The organism is Pseudobacillus sp. FSL P4-0506, assembly GCF_038003025.1.
Lineage (GTDB): Bacteria > Bacillota > Bacilli > Bacillales > Domibacillaceae > Pseudobacillus.
Window position 1 is genome coordinate 3,806,499 of sequence record NZ_JBBOOI010000001.1, and the last position, 17,350, is coordinate 3,823,848.

The 17,350-nt window shown below is 39.0% G+C and carries 14 protein-coding genes and 1 riboswitch; of the genes, 5 read left to right on the plus strand and 9 right to left on the minus strand.

The genetic code is table 11. The features are described 5' to 3' along the window. Positions 1-139 precede the first annotated feature (139 nt). Positions 140-655, minus strand: coding sequence for an isoprenylcysteine carboxyl methyltransferase family protein (locus MKZ02_RS18805; protein ID WP_340855275.1), 516 nt, complete (start codon positions 653-655; stop codon positions 140-142). Next, positions 652-1,722: a type III polyketide synthase gene (locus tag MKZ02_RS18810; protein ID WP_340856459.1), complete on the minus strand. Its 1,071-nt coding sequence runs from the start codon at positions 1,720-1,722 to the stop codon at positions 652-654. Before MKZ02_RS18810 ends, MKZ02_RS18805 begins: the two co-directional genes overlap by 4 nt. 265 nt (positions 1,723-1,987) lie before the next feature. Between MKZ02_RS18810 and MKZ02_RS18815 the strand changes: the two genes are divergently transcribed. Further along, complete coding sequence (locus MKZ02_RS18815) at positions 1,988-2,404, plus strand: PaaI family thioesterase (RefSeq protein ID WP_120036620.1); 417 nt, start codon at positions 1,988-1,990, stop codon at positions 2,402-2,404. 128 nt (positions 2,405-2,532) lie between these two features. On the opposite strand, the gene MKZ02_RS18820 is transcribed toward MKZ02_RS18815, so the two are convergent. From MKZ02_RS18820 to MKZ02_RS18830, 3 genes are all read right to left on the minus strand, one after another. Further along, a complete protein-coding gene (locus MKZ02_RS18820; protein ID WP_340855279.1) occupies positions 2,533-3,975 on the minus strand; it encodes an aldehyde dehydrogenase family protein in 1,443 nt (480 codons plus the stop codon). A gap of 370 nt (positions 3,976-4,345) precedes the next feature. Then, positions 4,346-5,845, minus strand: a complete 1,500-nt coding sequence (locus MKZ02_RS18825; RefSeq protein ID WP_340855282.1) for a class I adenylate-forming enzyme family protein — start codon at positions 5,843-5,845, stop codon at positions 4,346-4,348. Positions 5,846-6,288: 443 nt separating this feature from the next. Continuing rightward, positions 6,289-6,376, minus strand: a riboswitch (cyclic di-GMP riboswitch). A gap of 294 nt (positions 6,377-6,670) precedes the next feature. Then, complete coding sequence (locus MKZ02_RS18830; RefSeq protein ID WP_340855285.1) at positions 6,671-7,006, minus strand: hypothetical protein; 336 nt, start codon at positions 7,004-7,006, stop codon at positions 6,671-6,673. A gap of 306 nt (positions 7,007-7,312) precedes the next feature. Here MKZ02_RS18830 and MKZ02_RS18835 point away from each other — a divergent pair, with 306 nt between their 5' ends. Next, positions 7,313-9,301, plus strand: coding sequence for an S-layer homology domain-containing protein (locus MKZ02_RS18835; protein ID WP_340855286.1), 1,989 nt, complete (start codon positions 7,313-7,315; stop codon positions 9,299-9,301). Between the two features lie 221 nt (positions 9,302-9,522). Here MKZ02_RS18835 and MKZ02_RS18840 read toward each other — a convergent pair whose 3' ends face one another. Both MKZ02_RS18840 and MKZ02_RS18845 read right to left on the minus strand, forming a co-directional pair. Beyond that, positions 9,523-10,389 carry an HD domain-containing protein gene (locus MKZ02_RS18840; RefSeq protein WP_120036615.1) on the minus strand — a complete coding sequence of 289 codons (867 nt, stop codon included), beginning with the start codon at positions 10,387-10,389 and terminating at the stop codon, positions 9,523-9,525. A 304-nt stretch (positions 10,390-10,693) separates the two neighbouring features. After that, positions 10,694-11,653 (minus strand): carbon-nitrogen hydrolase family protein, encoded by a 960-nt coding sequence (locus tag MKZ02_RS18845; RefSeq protein ID WP_340855290.1) that lies wholly within the window; start codon positions 11,651-11,653, stop codon positions 10,694-10,696. Between the two features lie 131 nt (positions 11,654-11,784). On the opposite strand from MKZ02_RS18845, the gene MKZ02_RS18850 reads away from it, so the two are divergent. Both MKZ02_RS18850 and MKZ02_RS24030 read left to right on the plus strand, forming a co-directional pair. Further along, on the plus strand, positions 11,785-12,219 hold the full coding sequence (locus MKZ02_RS18850; RefSeq protein WP_340855292.1) for a hypothetical protein: 435 nt from the start codon (positions 11,785-11,787) through the stop codon (positions 12,217-12,219). A gap of 116 nt (positions 12,220-12,335) precedes the next feature. Next, the gene (locus tag MKZ02_RS24030; RefSeq protein ID WP_445324332.1) at positions 12,336-12,536 is read left to right on the plus strand and encodes a helix-turn-helix transcriptional regulator; all 201 of its coding nucleotides are present in this window, start codon (positions 12,336-12,338) and stop codon (positions 12,534-12,536) included. Between the two features lie 159 nt (positions 12,537-12,695). On the opposite strand, the gene MKZ02_RS18855 is transcribed toward MKZ02_RS24030, so the two are convergent. After that, positions 12,696-13,541: an AraC family transcriptional regulator gene (locus tag MKZ02_RS18855; protein WP_010731423.1), complete on the minus strand. Its 846-nt coding sequence runs from the start codon at positions 13,539-13,541 to the stop codon at positions 12,696-12,698. Between the two features lie 114 nt (positions 13,542-13,655). Beyond that, the gene (locus MKZ02_RS18860; RefSeq protein WP_340856460.1) at positions 13,656-14,231 is read right to left on the minus strand and encodes a recombinase family protein; all 576 of its coding nucleotides are present in this window, start codon (positions 14,229-14,231) and stop codon (positions 13,656-13,658) included. A gap of 147 nt (positions 14,232-14,378) precedes the next feature. On the opposite strand from MKZ02_RS18860, the gene MKZ02_RS18865 reads away from it, so the two are divergent. Then, positions 14,379-17,345, plus strand: coding sequence for a Tn3 family transposase (locus MKZ02_RS18865; RefSeq protein WP_340854104.1), 2,967 nt, complete (start codon positions 14,379-14,381; stop codon positions 17,343-17,345). Positions 17,346-17,350 lie beyond the last annotated feature (5 nt).

A 17,350-nucleotide genomic window follows, 5' to 3' on the forward strand; every position in this document is an offset into this window, starting at 1 on the left:
CGTAGTAAAAATAATCAAAATCTTATGTTCTATTCTATCAGGTATTTGTTATTTTTCACATCCTTCCTCTCCTTGTTCAACGATTGTTCATCTTATTCTTATGATAGAAAGGGGGTAATAAAAGAAAATATCGGCTGCTTTAAATTCTTTTCAATTTTTGCAGTGCCTTTTCTTCTGCAGGGATTCGTACGAAAAGCAATAACAGTGCATTTGCAACAGAAAAAATTAATGCTGTTCTCCATGCTCCGAAGATGAGCGGAAGTGTGACAATCTCAGTAGCTACTACTACATAGTTTGGATGGGAGATCCAGCGGTATGGACCACGTTTTACTCTCCATGCTCCTGGAAGAACAAGAATTTTTGTATTCCAAAATGGACCAAGAGACGCAAGAGACCAGATACGAAGTACTTGAGCAATTAAAAAAACAGTAAAATACCACTGCCACCCCCATGCCAGCTCTGTTCCCAAATAAAGGGCTTCTGCTAGCCAAGAAACAAAGAATAGGATGTGGAGCCATACAATCCATTTATAATGATCCGCTCCTATTTCTATAGCCCCCTGAGCTCTCATTCTCTTTTCATTGGAGCGAGCATAAATAACTTCCAACAGCCGTTGGATAACAACAAAAATGAATAGGATAAAAAAAAAGTTCATGATTGCTTCTCTCCCCATTCCATCCAGATCATCTCTGAACTAAACCCCGGTCCAAGCGCCGTGAGTAGTCCCTGTTCACCAGAAGCAGGCTGCTGACTCATCACTTCCTTTAAAACGTATAGCACTGTCGGAGAGGACATGTTCCCATGAGAGGCTAACACGTTTCTTGATGGGGCCGTTTTCTCTTTTGGAAATCCTAGTGACTTTTCGTAGGCATCAATTACTTTTTTTCCACCTGGATGGGCAATAAAGTGGTCGATTTCAATTAATTCTTTGCCGAGCTTACCTAAAAAAAGAGCGGCATTGGGCTTTAACCAGTTTTCAATAATATTCGGAATATCCCTAGAGAAAACGACGTGCAGCCCTCCTTCTTTTACATCCCAGCCCATAACGTCTTCAGCATCAGGCATTAGTGTGGACTGTGTATCTTTAGTAAAGAATCCTGCTCCCTCAACTTGTGCCTCTTCACCAGTAACTAGCGCACACGCTGCACCATCGGCAAATAAGGACGTGCCGATCAAATTGCTTTTTGACATATCAGCATGCTGAAAAGTTAAGCTACATAATTCGACGCAGAGTACGAGCACTTTAGCGCCCGGATAAGCAAGACAATAATCATGTGCCCGGCTGATCCCTGCTGCACCACCTGCACAACCGAGTCCCCAAAGTGGGATTCTCTTTATATGAGCAGGAAATTTTAGTTCATTCATAATACGGGCATCAATAGTCGGTGTCGCCATTCCCGAGCTGGAGACAAAAATTAAGGCATCAATGTCCTCTTTATTGATCTTGGCTTCTTGCAAGCACTTTGTGACAGCTCTGCTTCCGAGACGGACAGATTCTTCAATATATTTCTGATTTTTTTCCTCTAATCCTCTCTCTTTCTCAAACCATGATAATGGAGCTGCAAAATATCGGCTTTCAATTTGTCCGTTACCGAATACCCGCAATAGTCGCTCAATATCGGTGTAATGCTCTCCAAACAAACTCCTTACAACTTTTACTACTTCTTTTTGATCAAAACGATACGGCGGATTCTCAGTCACTACACTCCGAATAAACGGCATCTCTTTCTCATCCCTTCTGCCAACTAAATAATTTACTTGTATCTTTCCCTCTTTAAATGGCTCATACACCCGTCTGTATTGGTTTTTGAAGAGTTTGTTCATCCTCTGTGCCGCCACATTAATTTATCCTTCTAGTGTATAAATTCAATGTAACACTCTTTTTACGATCGTTCATTTAATGTTAATGCAGGAGATCTAGCATACGTTGACGAATAGTTTATTTATTGTTTTGAAAGCGCTTATTTATATAGGAGGATGGATAAGAATGATTAAGACGATTAATTTAAATGAAGTGATCCGCGGGGAAAGTGCTCCACCGGCCTGCGATACAACACTTGGTGTAAAAGTAGTGGAAGCAGGGGAAGGGTATTCAAAAGGAACCTGGTCGATTGAGGACCGGCTGCTAAATGGGAATGGTGTCATCATGGGAGGTTTCGTAGCAGCGGCGGCTGATATTATGATGGCTTATGCCATTACTCCGTTATTGCATGAAAACCAAACGTTTGCGTCAATTAACTTGCAAACAACTTTTCACCGCCCTACCTTTACCGGCGAAGTGGACATCGAAGTCAAGGTAGAGAAGTTCGGTCGCACGGTTTCCTATCTGACTGCAGAATTAAAACAAAATGGGAAATTGACTGCAAGTGTGACTTCTTCTGTTATGATCATGGAGAAAAAGTGAAAATCAATTACCTATTTACCTGCTACTAGCGATATGATTTAAACAAGCGAGGTCTATTTCTACGACATAACAGCCCCTTTGACGAAGCTGTCAGAGGGGCTGTTCCTTGTTCTTTTAATAAGAAGAAATTACATTCGATCCATGTAAACCGTTTTAACCTGTGTATAAAACTCAATTGCCGTTTTGCCTTGTTCGCGTGAACCCGTGCTGGATGCTTTACAGCCGCCAAACGGAACTTGCGGCTCAGCACCAGCTGTTTCTGAATTTACATGAATAATCCCTGCTTCAATGTCATCCGCAAAGCGATGAGCAAAGGTAAGATTATTTGTACAGATAGCTGCACTTAAACCATATTCTGTATCATTAGCCATATCAATTGCCTGTTCATAGCTCTTTACTTTGAATAAGGCAATGACAGGTCCGAAAATTTCTTCCCTGGCAATTCGAGCATTCCGAGATACATTTTCAAAAATGGTTGGCTGCACATAAAAACCGCTGGCAAGCTCTTCATTCGCTGCCATCTCGCCTCCGCACAGAAGAGTCGCTTCTTTCTTGCCAGCTTCTATCATAGCTAGCACGCCGTCTCTTTGGTTTTTTGATACTGCCGGTCCCATAAATGAATCTGCTTCAAGGGGATTTCCCACTTTTAATTCTTTCGTACGTTCAACTAAACGATCACGAAATGCTTCATAGATTCCCTCTTCGACAATCACACGACTCGTTGCCGTACATTTTTGTCCGGTAGATTTAAAAGCGCCATTTATAGCAATACTCACAGCTTTTTCTACATCAGCATCTGCGAGTACGATCAATGGGTTTTTTCCACCCATTTCTAACTGCGCCTTTTTCCCATTTGCTGTTGCTTGATTTTGAATTTGCAAACCAACCTGATTAGAGCCGGTGAAAGAAATAGCTTTGATTCCCGGGTTTTCTACAAGCTCATTGCCGACTACCGACCCTCTTCCGAATACACAGTTTACAACACCCGCTGGCATCCCAGCTTCGTCAAAGGCTTTCATGACGTGATAAACAGACTTCGGAGTAAGATCTGCTGGCTTAATCACTATTGTGTTTCCATAAATAAGAGCTGGTGCGAGTTTCCAAACTGGAATAGCGATTGGAAAGTTCCAAGGAGTAATTAATGCAATTGGGCCAAGTGGGACACGGTTCGTATATAAAAGTGTGTCTGCATTGGCAGATGGAATCACGTCACCGATTGGCTGAAGACCTTCTGCTGCGTAATACTCTAGAATACTAATGGCACGCTGTGTCTCTCCAATTGATTCTGCAAGTGTTTTACCTTCTTCAAGCGCCAAGTCCCGCCCTACTTCTTCTATATTTTCACTTAAGATCGCTGCTGCCTTACGCAGATAGGATGCCCGTGTTTGGGAAGAGCATTTTTTCCATGACAAAAACGCTTCCTTCGCTGCTGCTACTGCTTCTTGAACATCCTCTTTTGAGCTAGAAGGAAATTCCCCTAGAATTTCTCCATTATGAGGACTTGTATTTTCTTTGTATTCCCCTGTAATTGGTTCTTTCCACTGTCCATTAATGTAATTTAAATAACGCATTGTTTCTCCTCCTCTTTCAACAATAATCACTTATACTGCTTTATCAAAAAAGCAATCGGGCATCTGTTCCTATCAGTTTGTCTATCTATCGTTCACTCGCAAATGAGTGGCAATGTTTCCCCAGACTATGCCGAAAAGTGAGAGGGAATGCGGATTCTACATTTGGTAAAAGTGTCGTGAATAGTGGAACTTTTTTTAGTTTAGCATATTTTCAGTTATTAGAAATAGCGAAATGGTTGTCTTGCAATCAAATGTTAGATGATTTTTCAGAGACCTGTACTTCATTCTGATTTCCTTCCTCTTCAGCTATGTATGAGCTTTTTAAAAGGAATGCTTTTATTAAGATAAACCGTCTCACCATGTAAAAGAATTAACTCTTTTCTTCAATATTCGCAATTAATTTTTGCGCCTCTTGCTTTAAGGTCACTTTATCCACTTTTCCTTGAACTAAAGGAATATCTTCCAAAATAAAAATCTTATCCGGAACCTTGAAACTGGCCAAACGGTCTCTACAATAATTGTAAATCTCGCTTAATGGAATTTCTTTCTTTTTGATAATAAAAGCAATGACTTGTTCGCCAAAGATGGCATGAGGCATTCCTAAAACCGCTGCTTTTTCTACTGCTTCATGCTTCGTTAGCATTTGTTCAATTTCGCCCGGGATAACCTGTTGTCCGCCTTTCTTGATCATATCTTTTTTTCGACCAACGACTTTAATTTTTTGCTCACTCGTGATTTTCGCCAAATCTCCTGTACTAAACCAGCCTTCTTTATACAGTTCTTCTGTTAGCTCCGGGCATTTATAATAGCCAAGAAATTTACAAGGTGTTTTAAAATGTAATTCACCTACGCCTTCTTTGGATAGATTCTCCAAATTATACGCCACTCCAGGTGTTAACGACCATTCTACTCCCTCCCGAATATCAGACTCTGTGTACATAAGGGCTCCTAATTCCGAGAGACCATACATACTAGTGATTTTACAATGATGTAAGGGGTCAAGTCCTTCAAAAAATTCGGCCGTAATCATTTCCCCAGCCAAGCTTACTTCCGTTAGCGATTTAAGCACAGATATATCACTAACTTTGTCAAACATACATAAAGCTTTGAATAACGAAGGACTGGTCACTAGTTTATTCGCAGGATTCCACTTCATTAGTTTTAAAATTGCCGGAAAACTAAATGATTCAGTAGCAACAATCGTGATTTGAGAATGAAGCCCCGCCAGCAGCCAGCAAAGCCCATACAACACCGATGTTGGAACCACCAGGAAAACCTTGTCTTCTTTTGAGAGGCTAGCCCCCTTAGTTAGTGCCCTTTCGGCAAACTCAAAAAAGGCTCTATCAACTATTATTCCCTTTGGTGTTCCCGTGCTGCCGGATGTGCACCCGATGATGTAAGGCGAGTGGTCCGCTTCCCTTCGTTTTGGTTTCCCAGCAATGATCTCCGTTTTCCATTCATGACCATCGGCTGATTCAATGATCGCAACCTCCTCACCCACAGAGCCTGCCCATGCCCGCACAGTTTTTTCTAAATAGAAACCGTTGTGTTCCTTGACTGTAAAGACGATATGCGGATCAATAAAGGATAGGATTTGAGTTAAATCTTCTTTTCTTAAGAGTGGGCTTATCGGGACAACTGTTCCGCCTAACTTGTTCACCGTGAGTAAGATACTTAAAAAAGTAGCCACCCCTGGTACAATGATCGCTACTTTTTTCCCTTTGATATCACCCATATCTTTCAAAATTGAATGATATTCTTTGACACTTTTCTTTAGGTCTCCTAACGTGTACGTCCCTGTTTGTGTAATTAGAGCTCTTTTAGATAAATCTGCTTCTTCACAAAAAATCCAATTATATAAATCCGTCATACGGACCTTCCTTTCGTAAGAAAACGTGCCATCTTTTCTAACATGTATAGCATGTATCAAAAAGAATGAACGCTGCTTTCAATTTCCTTTAAATTTAGACCATCAAGCACATTAGACAACTCTTGTTTTACGTTGAATTTTTATTAGTAACATAAGTTTTAAGCAAGCTTTCTATAATTAACTTTAACAGAGCAGCTTAACAAAGAGGGCGCCTTTTAAAAAAACATATTTTTTGATGCTTCGATAAATAGTTGCATGAACGCTTCTATTCTTAGAGAGTTTTTGTTAACTTATCTATTAAAAATTAAATTCCCTCTTAATATTCCGCATCTTCCCCCTACAATTTAGTGAAAGTCATACAAAAAGGCCTGCCAAAGATTGGCAGGCCTTTTTGTATCAGGGTACTCTCATAAAGAGCATCCCTGATTTTTGCCCAATCCTCTTTCTGTAACCAGGAGGCCATAGCTAAAAAATAACCGCAGGCCCTTAGCTTTGCGTCCTTATCTCTGGACAAGCTTTCCATCCTCGTTTGTAAATACAGCTTATTCCTGACAAATCTTAAGTCACAGAGCCTTCTCATGGTTATGATAATCGTTCTAAAAGTAAATGTAAACATCAATGTATAAATTAACCATTTCTTGTTCATATTTGACGAAAAGACCAATTATAGTTATTGCTTACTTCATATTTCTTCGTAGCAAGCTCTTTTATCATCGACGCTCACTTAGCTTATAAGCCCCCAAAATACATAGGCTCTTTCATTAACATTCATTAACGAGTGATGAATGGTAGAAAGAATGAAAAACTCCGGTACGTCTTCTCAGCCTATGAGTGAGCAGTTTCCTGCACACTCTCTTTTCCCTTTACTTTGTCAATCTTATCGATGAACATTTGAAACACTTTTTTCTTTTCTTCCAAATCCTTGATTTCTTCCTTTAGCTGATTAAACCTCTTTTCAAAAGGGGTATGATAAAGCTCACGGATATTGCGAATAATGTCTTCGTTAATTGTTGACTGAATCACTTGTTTAGTGATGCTGAATTTATAAGAATACACCTGTAGTTCCCGCTTGATTTCCTCGTATTCCTTATCTATATCTTTTAACAATTCGCCAATCTCGCGTTTCCATTCTTCTAAAGACTTCTTTACATGTTCCTCCATGTGTGGACTCCTTTATCCGTCATAGTATGTATCTTATTTATTGCTACCTTTCATTGTAGCAATTGAACTTTTCATCTTCTTTTCTATGAAATTACATGGAAATAAAAAATGAGTAACATCTTTTATTTTTTACCGTAACAGAAAAAAAGATTGCTGTATTTTCTTAAATCTTTTTCCTTCTATAGTAGAATGGACCCCTTATCTTGTTCTTTATTTTCTGTTACGATTAATCGGTAGATGAAAAACTATCATATTATGGAAGATTACAAAAATCATAGGAAGTTTTTTGAAAGAAAGGAGTCTATTATGAGAAAACTAACTGCGTTTTTCCTCACTCTTTTGTTGGTTCTCCCGATTATACCCTCTCCCTCTGCCGCAGATGACATCAGCGGTGCATTAGAAAAAGAAATGAGAGCGATGGTTGAGAAAGGAATTGTCTCTGGCTACGGAGAAGGACGCTATGCCCCAAAGGAAAAAGTAACAAGAGGACAATTCGCTGCTTTCTTAGCGCGAGCTCTTCATTTAAGTGGCGGAACGACAACATTTTCTGATGTTCCCCCTACATTAACACTGGCACCAAGCATCAATGCAGCAGCCCAAGCAGGGATCATTTCTGGTTATTCAAACGGGAAATTCGGTCCTGATGACTTTATCAACCGGGAACAAATGTCCGTCATGATCGACAATTCGCTTGATTTTCTTAAAGTATCGAAAATAAGAGGATCGCTTGATTTTACTGACGCCAATGAAATCACCTCCTCTATGTTCCGGTTAGCTATTGCTCACATGGTAGGACTTAATATTACCGCTGGCATTCCAAATGTTGATAAAAACAATAACAATCTCGGAACCCTTAGGTTTGAACCGAAAAGCCACACAACACGCGAACAAGCGGCGGCTTTTATTTATCGAATGCTTAAGGTTGCTGAAAAAGAAGAAGAGCCCGAGCCGGATGGGCCATTTAGAGTGGGAACAGTGGACGCAAACGGCAACCTGAATACCGGCGCTAAAAGCTTTGATACATACGAAAAAGCCGCAGCGGCTATGGCAAATGATCCGGCACAAGTTATTATGTCCGGCAACCAAATCGTTAAAATGAATGCCGGCATCGTCGTTGCTAAACCGACCGTTGAACATGCGGCCACATTAATCTATGATTCTTCATTAAAAAACTTTTATTTCAATGTGGACGCCGGAGCTTATGGTACTCCTCCAACTGAATTGGAATACGTCACATCGGATGCAGAAAAAATAGAAATCAAAATTGCTGGAAAAACAGGTTTTGTCAAGCACAGCGATGCCTACCTTTTGCCTCAACCAATGATTAAGCGTCGAGCTTATTATTCAAAAGAGAACAACGGCCAATTGGTTCATCATTTATATAACTTTAATACAGATAAGTTTGTTACATACAGCGTAGGCCCTGCCCCTTCATTCATGAATTCTGGGGTGGAATATTACAGCTGGGATGGTGTTCATTTTAGAACGAAGCAAGGGGAAGCAGGAGCAGCTTATCAATATTTCAACATGCTATCTGCCCGTGCTAAAACAAATTATACTGCAGCTGACTTAGATCGGTATATTGATCAGGAGTTAGCAAGAAGAGAACAACTGCCAGGCTCTACATATAAGGACGCCACAAAGCTTAGCAAACTAAAAGGAATGGGCTCTTATTTTAAAGCAGCCGAGCAAAAATACAAGATTAACGCCCTGCTAATGCTTGGTATCTCTATTAATGAAAGCCAATTCGGCATGAGCGGCAATGCGTTGCAAAAAAATAACCTGTTTGGCCTGAACGTAACGGATAATAATCCGGAGAACGGCGATGCGTTTAAAACGCCTCAAGACAGCATCAATAGTTTTGCCAATAATTTCTTGAATAAAAAATATATCCCTATCCCACAAGATGGCCGGTTACTTTATCAAAATGGCGCTCACCTTGGCAATAAAAATAGCGGAATCAACGTAAGATACGCTTCTGATACAAACTGGGGCTACAAAGCAGCCGGTCATATGTATACACTGGATAAGGCAATGGGCGGCAAGGATTTTGTTAACAATCCTGCTCCATATTCAATCGGATTGACCACACAGTTGGTAAATGTGAGAAGCGGAGCTGGAACAAGCTTTGCCAAGCAGTTCACTTACCCTTCAGCCGGCTATTCAGTCGTCATTGTTGACACGGTTAAAGGAACAGATGGATCAACCTGGTATAAAGTTCTATCCGATAGTTTGGAAAATGAATTTTCCTATATTCATTCGGACTATATTAAAAAAATTAATATTGCCCGTTAAATAAAACAACGGTACGCTTTTCATTTGCGTACCGTTGTTTTGCCATTATCGCTTCTTTGTAAATGTTTTATTGGAGGCTTTCCTTCATTATTACGATATACCTTTTGTTCTAGATAGAAATTGAAAAAGGAACTGAACCATTTTCCAAACAAAAATAGCGCTGCTCAATTTGAACAGCGCCTTTCATATATAAAGTGCCTAAATTTGATCGCCAGCATCATTTATAGCTTTTTTTCATTGCGTTTAAAATACCGATAAACTTCATCATCAGACCAGGCGAGCCGCTTTTGCAAAACGGCTGTGTATAGCATTAAAAGGAGCGGCCCATCCGAATTACTTTGAAATTCGGTCCCTCGCTTTTGAAAAGCTTCCATTAGCGGAAGAGCAAAGTCCATTCGACCGTTTCGATAATAAAAATCTACTTCTGCATGTACTTCTTTAACAAATTCCAAAAGTTCAGCCTTTTCTAAAAGTGGAATTTCCTCCTCTATCACTTGGTAAGGTACATCAAATAACAAATCAATGGTTTCATTTGTAAGTTTTTCTCTACCAATGAATAGCCGGTTCACATCTTTTTCCAAATCACGAATCAGCTTAAACTCCCCTCTTCGTGGCTTAAGCTGTTTTACAATATTTGAATAGTACCAGTGTTGATTGCTTTTTCCTTGATTAAAATGCTCCCATGCTTTCGCTCCTTCTTCTTCCATTACCTTGTGAATGCTGCGGACATTATGAATCTTGTCACAGACAATAACTTGAAGTGCCTCTTTCGACATAAACGGCAAAGCAGCAATCGTTGCCTGTTTTCTCTCTTCCCAAGATAAGGATTTATCCTGCTCTGAAGCTGCTCTCACAATATCCGCTACCCGTCTACCAAACTCTGTGACTAGCTGATCATACGTGGTCTCTGTGTCCTCCAGAGTATCATGAAGGATTCCTGCTGCAATGACTCCCTCAGAGCAGCCTGCTTTTTGCAGCATCATCCCCACGGCAAATGGATGAGCAATGTAAGGAATAGCAGCCGCTTTACGCACTTGCTCCCTATGAGCGATTGCAGCAAAGTTGATAGCTTTTTCAATAAGTTCCATTGTATTTCCCCCACCTTTTGAAAGATTTCACTTTTCTATTCTTATACCCTATTCAATCGATATTTTTCAGGAAGAAGACCTTGATCTATTCATTATAAACCTTCCGTTTCAAAGAGACAGATACAGTTCAGAGGAATTTTGAAAATACTCTGCGAGGTGAATGGAGAAGAAGAAGAGAGGTAAACGGCCGCTGACAGACATGGCAGAACAACTATTATCATTGCCATGCCTGTTTCAACAGCTCACTTTAACAAACAGCTGACAGATTATCATTTAAACAGCTGCCTGTGTCCAAACTGATTAATTAGTGAGACGAAGTCTTTAATTCTTTTGGGCCTTTATAGCGAGTAATCTGGTCCGGCGTCTTTGCATGAGGAAAGGAAAGATTTTTATATACGTCTGCATTCTCAATGCCGTTTCTATAACATTCGTCCACATTACATCCCTCTTCTTTAAATTCCTTTAACATTTTTAGAAAACCAAACATCCCGCAGGAACCATTTTCTCTCACACGTCTCACTTCCTCTAAGTTTAAGTGAACGAAAGTAAAAGACTCCGCAATGCCTAACTCTTCAATGATTCTTCCTTCTGGATCAACTGCTACTGAATTCCCCATCCCAACCGGTGACGGCTGATTAATGCTGACAACAAAACACTGGTTTTCAATTGCCCGGGTAATCGCCACCGGTGTATGATTTCGCAACCCGCCAATCCACTCTCCTTGAAGAGTAGGCTTAATAATCACTTCTGCTCCCTTTAAAGCAAGGTTACGCGCCGATTCTGGATAATGACCGTCCGCACAAATCAAAAAGCCGATCTTTCCAATGTGAGGGATTTCAAATACAGGAAATTCGTTGCCCGGAGAAGACGGCTCTAACGGGTAAGGAATGAATACCTTTCTATACTTGGGAACAATCTCTCCCTGAGGAGAAATTAATATCATTGTATTGTACACTTTTTCATCTTCACCCAGCTCAAAGAAGGAACCTGGAACGAGCCATTTGTTTATCTGTTTCGCTTTTTCTATCAGCTTTTGTACAATCGGGCCATTTGGTATTAGCTCTGCCATTTTTCTCCATTTTATAGGTTCTACTCCACTCAAATACAGTTCTGGAAAAGCGATCAGATCAATAGTCGGGTTTATAAAACAAACTTGATCGATGTGCCACATCATTTTTTCTAGATTTTCTCTCTTTTTCTCTCCTGGATCAGAGCTCACACTTGGTGAGGCTACTTGAATGATTGCCATATTTAAATAACTCATTCTATCCTCTCCCTTCTTTTTTATCATAAAATAGATAGAATAGTATGAATATTATTCGAAAGTGTAATATTCCTTCTGTTATATCAACAACGGATTTAGTAGGAATGTACAGAATTTAACGAGGTGAGAACATGGGAGAAATACTGTTCAGCACTTGTAAAGATATGCTGCTTCAGTTGGATGATCTGGAGACACTCTCAGAATTCCGGGAACAGGTACTATTTTTATTCGATAAATATTTTGGGCTCGAACGCTCAATTTTCTGGCTATGCAGGGAGGAAGGAGAGATTTACAGTCCTGTCACTAGAAATACACCCGAACAATCCCTTCGCCAATATATGAGTGACTATTCCGACAAGGACCTTCTATTGCCTATACGTGTATCTTCCCTGCTATCCAATACAAGAGTGCTAAGAATAGAAGATATGGTATCTAAACAAGAATATGAAAATAGTCTTTTTTATAATGACTTCATGAAGCCCGGTAACATTTATCATGAAATGGGCGTTTATTTGATGAATCAAAACAAGCCAATCGGCGGCCAATCGGCGGAATCTCTTTTGTAGGAGAACAAGAAAACGCGGGCTTTAAGGATGAAGCGGCCAAAAGCATCGATCTCCTTTCACACTTTATCTCGATGAAGCTTTACTACATTTTGAAACACCCCTTTAGGAATATTCCGATGGAGGATGTACATTTAACACCTAGTGAAGAAAAAGTTTGCAAACTTTTACAAACGGGTCTCACGAATCAAGAAATGGCTGACCATTTATTTGTCAGCTTACATGCGATAAAAAAGCATCTGCAAAATATTTATAAGAAGCTCGGTGTAACAAACAGAACAAGCCTTTTATCCTTTATCATGCATAAAAGTTTATCATAGGGATATTTTCCTTCTATATGGGGTAGCGTCAGGAAAATGCGGATTTACAACGATAAGGAATTTCCAATATAAAAAGCCTGATTTCCCATCACCTAAATTGAGAAATTAGGCTCTTTTTTCGTTACTCCATAAACAGCATTCTATTACTGAATATGTAATTTACTTCGGGATAACAGGGACCCAGAGTTCGTGTCTTGGTTTATGCTTCGGACCGTAATAACATTCTATACACGGTAAATTTGCAAGTTCATACTCGGAGGTAGGGACCCACTCGGAATATAAACGTTTCCATGCATCCACTATGTTCGGAAAAACTGCCCATGTACTTGCGGGAATAATAAGCGTCTCCATATTTTCTGGGGATTCCCCATCGTATCTTACGCCCATGAAATAGGAAAATTGTTCATCTGTTATGGCAGCTTCTTTTCCGCAAACCCCCAGAAGGCTTTCAAGCGTGCATTTTGGATTTTCCCATGACATATCTACTAGTTCTTGCATAAATCCATCTTTTTTCGCAGTGTTCCAAAGCGTAGGGATTGTTTTAAATGCTCTGCTTGTTTTTACTGGCTTACTTTTTCCAACAATTCTTAATTCAAAATCAAGGTTTTCAATTCTGTACTCCATCTCGGTATCTCCTTTAATAGAAATTTGAAAGGAAATTCTGGGAAAGGCTTTTAACTGTACCCCTCTATTACGAGCATTGGAAGGGGTTACTCCATGCATTTTTTGAAAAGCACGTGAGAAAGTATCAGAAGAAACATAACCATATTTAATTGCCACATCAATGATCCGAATATCACTTTTTTGAATTTCAAATGCTGCGAGTGTTAACCGTCTACGTCTAATATATTCTGATAGCGATATACCTGAGATTGAAGAGAACATTCTTGAAAAATGAAACTCAGAACAATTAGCTGCTTTTGCAATCTCTTTGTAGTCTATTTCTTCATTCAAGCTATTTTCAATGTAGTTTAACGCATTGTTCATTCTTTCTAGCCAATCCATAAGTTTACTCCCTTTCAATATTTACTTTAAAACAAAATAGATAATAATTGCCGACATTTCATGCCTAAAAATGTTGGTATCAAAAAATAAACCTTTTGATAGAATCAGGACAAACTATTTGTTTCCTTCCGATAGCCTTCTATATAATGAAGCCCTAGACACATTAGTAATTTCGCAAATTTGATTTACAGTCATACCGCCTTCTTTATATAGTTTTACTGCATATTTCATTCCTGCGTGATTTGTATGATATTTCTTTAAACGACCCTTAAACTTCCCTTCTTTCTTAGCCAGCTCAATCCCTTCTCGTTGACGCATACGGATAAGATCTCGTTCTAATTGGTTCACACCAGCCATTACTGTAATTAAGAATTGGCTGTATGGATTATCCTCTGATAAATCTAGCCATGTATCCTTGAGTGATTTTAAGCTTGCCTTTTTCCTGCGTATTAAATCAATCAATTCAAATAAGTTCTGCGTACTCCGAGTGATCCGAGTTAAGTCTGTAACATAAATAATGTCTCCTTCCTGTAAATCCTCTAACATTTTTTGAAGTTGCTCGCGATCCTTTGCTGCCCCAGAAACTTTTTCTTCAAAAATAATATCCATACCGATTTCGTTTAATTGCTGAAATTGTCTTGAAGGATTTTGGCTAGTCGAACTGACACGTATATAACCGATTTTTCGCAAAATATCACCTCGTTTTTGAGACAAGTCTTATGAGACACTCTTAACTATGATTTTATCAGTCTACTACACTTGTATCAATAGAGTACACTCTATTGATATATAATTGAACTAATTAACTGAATAATTATGGAAATGGGATGATACTGAATGAAAATTGCGAGAGGTAGAGAATTGCTTACACTGGAACAGAGGCAGGATTTTATGCAAATCCCTGAAGATGAATGGATATTGGGGACCTACTTCACTTTTTCCAAACGGGATTTAGAAATAGTTAATAAGCGAAGGAGAGAAGAAAACCGTTTAGGGTTTGCTGTTCAATTAGCTGTTCTTCGGTATCCCGGTTGGCCATACACTCATATCAAAAGCATCCCGGAATCAGTCATACATTATATATCGAAACAAATCGGTGCCACTCCATCTTCGATTAGTCTTTATCCTCAAAGAGAAAATACACTTTGGGATCATTTGAAAGAACTTCGAAGTGAATACGACTTTGTAACTTTTACTCTAAGAGAATATCGAATAGCATTTAAGCATCTTCATCAATTAGCTTTTGAAAATGGCGATGCCATACATCTACTACATGAATGTATAGATTTTCTAAGAAAAAACAAAATCATACTGCCTGCTATTACTACACTTGAAAGAATGGTGTGGGAGGCAAGGGCAATGGCTGAAAAGAAACTGTTTAATACTGTTAGTCAATCTCTTACAAATGAACAAAAAGGAAAGCTTGAAGAGATCATTACTTCGCAGCATCCATCCGAATCCAATAAAACGATATTGGGTTGGTTAAAGGAACCGCCGGGTCATCCTTCACCCGAAACATTTCTAAAAGTAATAGAACGACTCGAATACATACGAGGAATGGAATTAGAAACGGTACAAATTAGTCATTTGCATCGCAATCGCCTGTTTCAACTATCTCGCTTAGGCTCAAGATATGAGCCATATGCATTCCGTGACTTTCAAGAAAATAAGCGATATTCGATATTAACCGTCTATTTATTACATCTTACTCAAGAGTTAACGGATAAAGCTTTTGAAATTCATGATAGACAAATACTTAGTCTGTTATCAAAAGGCCGTAAGGCTCAAGAGGAAATTCAGAAACAAAACGGTAAAAAGCTGAATGAGAAAGTTATACACTTTACGAACATCGGACAAGCTTTAATCAAAGCAAAAAAGGAAAAATTAGACGTTTTTGAGGTTTTAGAATCCGTTATCGAATGGAATTCTTTTGTCTCTTCGGTCGAAGAAGCTCAGGAGCTTGCACGTCCTGCCGACTATGACTATTTAGACTTACTGCAAAAACGATTTTATTCTCTTAGAAAATATACGCCAACCCTATTAAGGGTATTGGAATTTCATTCCACAAAGGCGAATGAGCCACTTTTACAAGCTGTAGAGATTATACGAGGAATGAACGAATCTGGGAAGCGAAAAGTACCTGATAACTCACCTTTGGATTTTATTTCAAAACGGTGGAAAAAGCATTTATACGAGGATGATGGTACAACAATCAATCGGCATTACTATGAAATGGCTGTTTTAACAGAACTTCGGGAGCATATTCGGGCTGGTGATGTTTCTATTGTGGGCAGTAGACAATATAGAGATTTTGAGGAATATTTGTTTTCCGAAGATACATGGAATCAAACGAAGGAGAATACAAGATTATCGGTTAGTTTATCATTCAAGGATTATATTACAGAGAGAACTAGCAGCCTTAATGGGAGGTTACAGTGGTTAGCTGCTAATTCCAACAAGTTAGATGGAGTTTCTCTTGAAAAAGGAAAGCTGTCACTTGCACGATTAGAAAAAGATGTTCCAGAAGAAGCAAAGAAATTTAGTGCAAGCCTGTATCAGATGCTACCAAGAATAAAATTAACTGATTTACTCATGGATGTGGCTCATATAACAGGATTTCATGAGCAATTCACTCATGCTTCCAATAATCGAAAACCAGATAAGGAAGAAACAATCATTATCATGGCTGCTCTTTTAGGAATGGGAATGAATATTGGCTTGAGCAAGATGGCCGAAGCCACACCTGGACTTACATATAAGCAATTAGCCAATGTATCTCAATGGCGCATGTATGAAGATGCAATGAATAAAGCCCAAGCCATTTTAGTAAACTTCCATCATAAATTACAGTTGTCCTCCTATTGGGGTGACGGTACAACATCCTCGTCAGATGGTATGAGAATGCAGCTAGGTGTTTCATCACTGCATGCAGATGCAAACCCTCATTACGGGACTGGAAAAGGAGCAACTATCTATCGTTTTACTAGTGATCAATTTTCTTCTTACTACACAAAGATTATTCATACAAATTCAAGAGATGCGATTCATGTTTTAGATGGATTGTTGCACCATGAGACGGATCTAAATATAGAAGAGCATTATACAGACACATCTGGTTACACAGACCAAATATTCGGGCTGACTCATTTATTAGGATTTAAATTTGCTCCTAGAATAAGAGATTTATCAGACTCAAAATTATTTACAATAGATAAAGCAAGTGAATATCCAAAATTAGAAGCCATTTTACGTGGACAAATAAATACAAAGGTCATTAAAGAAAATTATGAGGATGTTTTGCGATTAGCTCATTCTATAAGAGAAGGAACAGTTTCAGCATCCCTTATTATGGGAAAACTAGGTTCCTATTCAAGACAAAACAGCTTGGCTACGGCCTTACGTGAGATGGGCCGAATAGAAAAAACGATCTTTATTTTGAATTATATATCGGATGAATCATTAAGAAGAAAAATACAAAGAGGATTGAATAAAGGCGAAGCCATGAATGGATTAGCAAGAGCTATTTTCTTTGGAAAGCAAGGTGAGCTTAGGGAACGAACCATACAGCATCAATTGCAAAGGGCCAGTGCTCTAAACATAATCATCAATGCCATCAGTATTTGGAATACTTTACATCTAACAAAAGCAGTTGAATATCAAAAACGGTCTGGTCGTTTTAATGAAGAATTATTGCACCATATGTCGCCTCTAGGTTGGGAACATATTAATTTACTAGGGGAATATCATTTTAATTTGGAGAAAGTGGTCTCGTTAGATTCTTTAAGACCATTGAAACTTTCTTAACGTTG

Bases quoted from the DNA above. Each gene is read 5' to 3' on its own strand.
- MKZ02_RS18830 (WP_340855285.1), bottom strand. From the start codon at position 7,006: ATGGAGGAACATGTAAAGAAGTCTTTAGAAGAATGGAAACGCGAGATT.
- MKZ02_RS18820 (WP_340855279.1), bottom strand. From the start codon at position 3,975: ATGCGTTATTTAAATTACATTAATGGACAGTGGAAAGAACCAATTACA.
- MKZ02_RS18855 (WP_010731423.1), bottom strand. From the start codon at position 13,541: ATGGATTGGCTAGAAAGAATGAACAATGCGTTAAACTACATTGAAAAT.
- MKZ02_RS18845 (WP_340855290.1), bottom strand. From the start codon at position 11,653: ATGAGTTATTTAAATATGGCAATCATTCAAGTAGCCTCACCAAGTGTG.
- MKZ02_RS18815 (WP_120036620.1), top strand. From the start codon at position 1,988: ATGATTAAGACGATTAATTTAAATGAAGTGATCCGCGGGGAAAGTGCT.
- MKZ02_RS18850 (WP_340855292.1), top strand. From the start codon at position 11,785: ATGGGAGAAATACTGTTCAGCACTTGTAAAGATATGCTGCTTCAGTTG.
- MKZ02_RS24030 (WP_445324332.1), top strand. From the start codon at position 12,336: ATGGAGGATGTACATTTAACACCTAGTGAAGAAAAAGTTTGCAAACTT.
- MKZ02_RS18865 (WP_340854104.1), top strand. From the start codon at position 14,379: ATGAAAATTGCGAGAGGTAGAGAATTGCTTACACTGGAACAGAGGCAG.
- MKZ02_RS18835 (WP_340855286.1), top strand. From the start codon at position 7,313: ATGAGAAAACTAACTGCGTTTTTCCTCACTCTTTTGTTGGTTCTCCCG.
- MKZ02_RS18805 (WP_340855275.1), bottom strand. From the start codon at position 655: ATGAACTTTTTTTTTATCCTATTCATTTTTGTTGTTATCCAACGGCTG.
- MKZ02_RS18810 (WP_340856459.1), bottom strand. From the start codon at position 1,722: ATGCCGTTTATTCGGAGTGTAGTGACTGAGAATCCGCCGTATCGTTTT.
- MKZ02_RS18825 (WP_340855282.1), bottom strand. From the start codon at position 5,845: ATGACGGATTTATATAATTGGATTTTTTGTGAAGAAGCAGATTTATCT.
- MKZ02_RS18840 (WP_120036615.1), bottom strand. From the start codon at position 10,389: ATGGAACTTATTGAAAAAGCTATCAACTTTGCTGCAATCGCTCATAGG.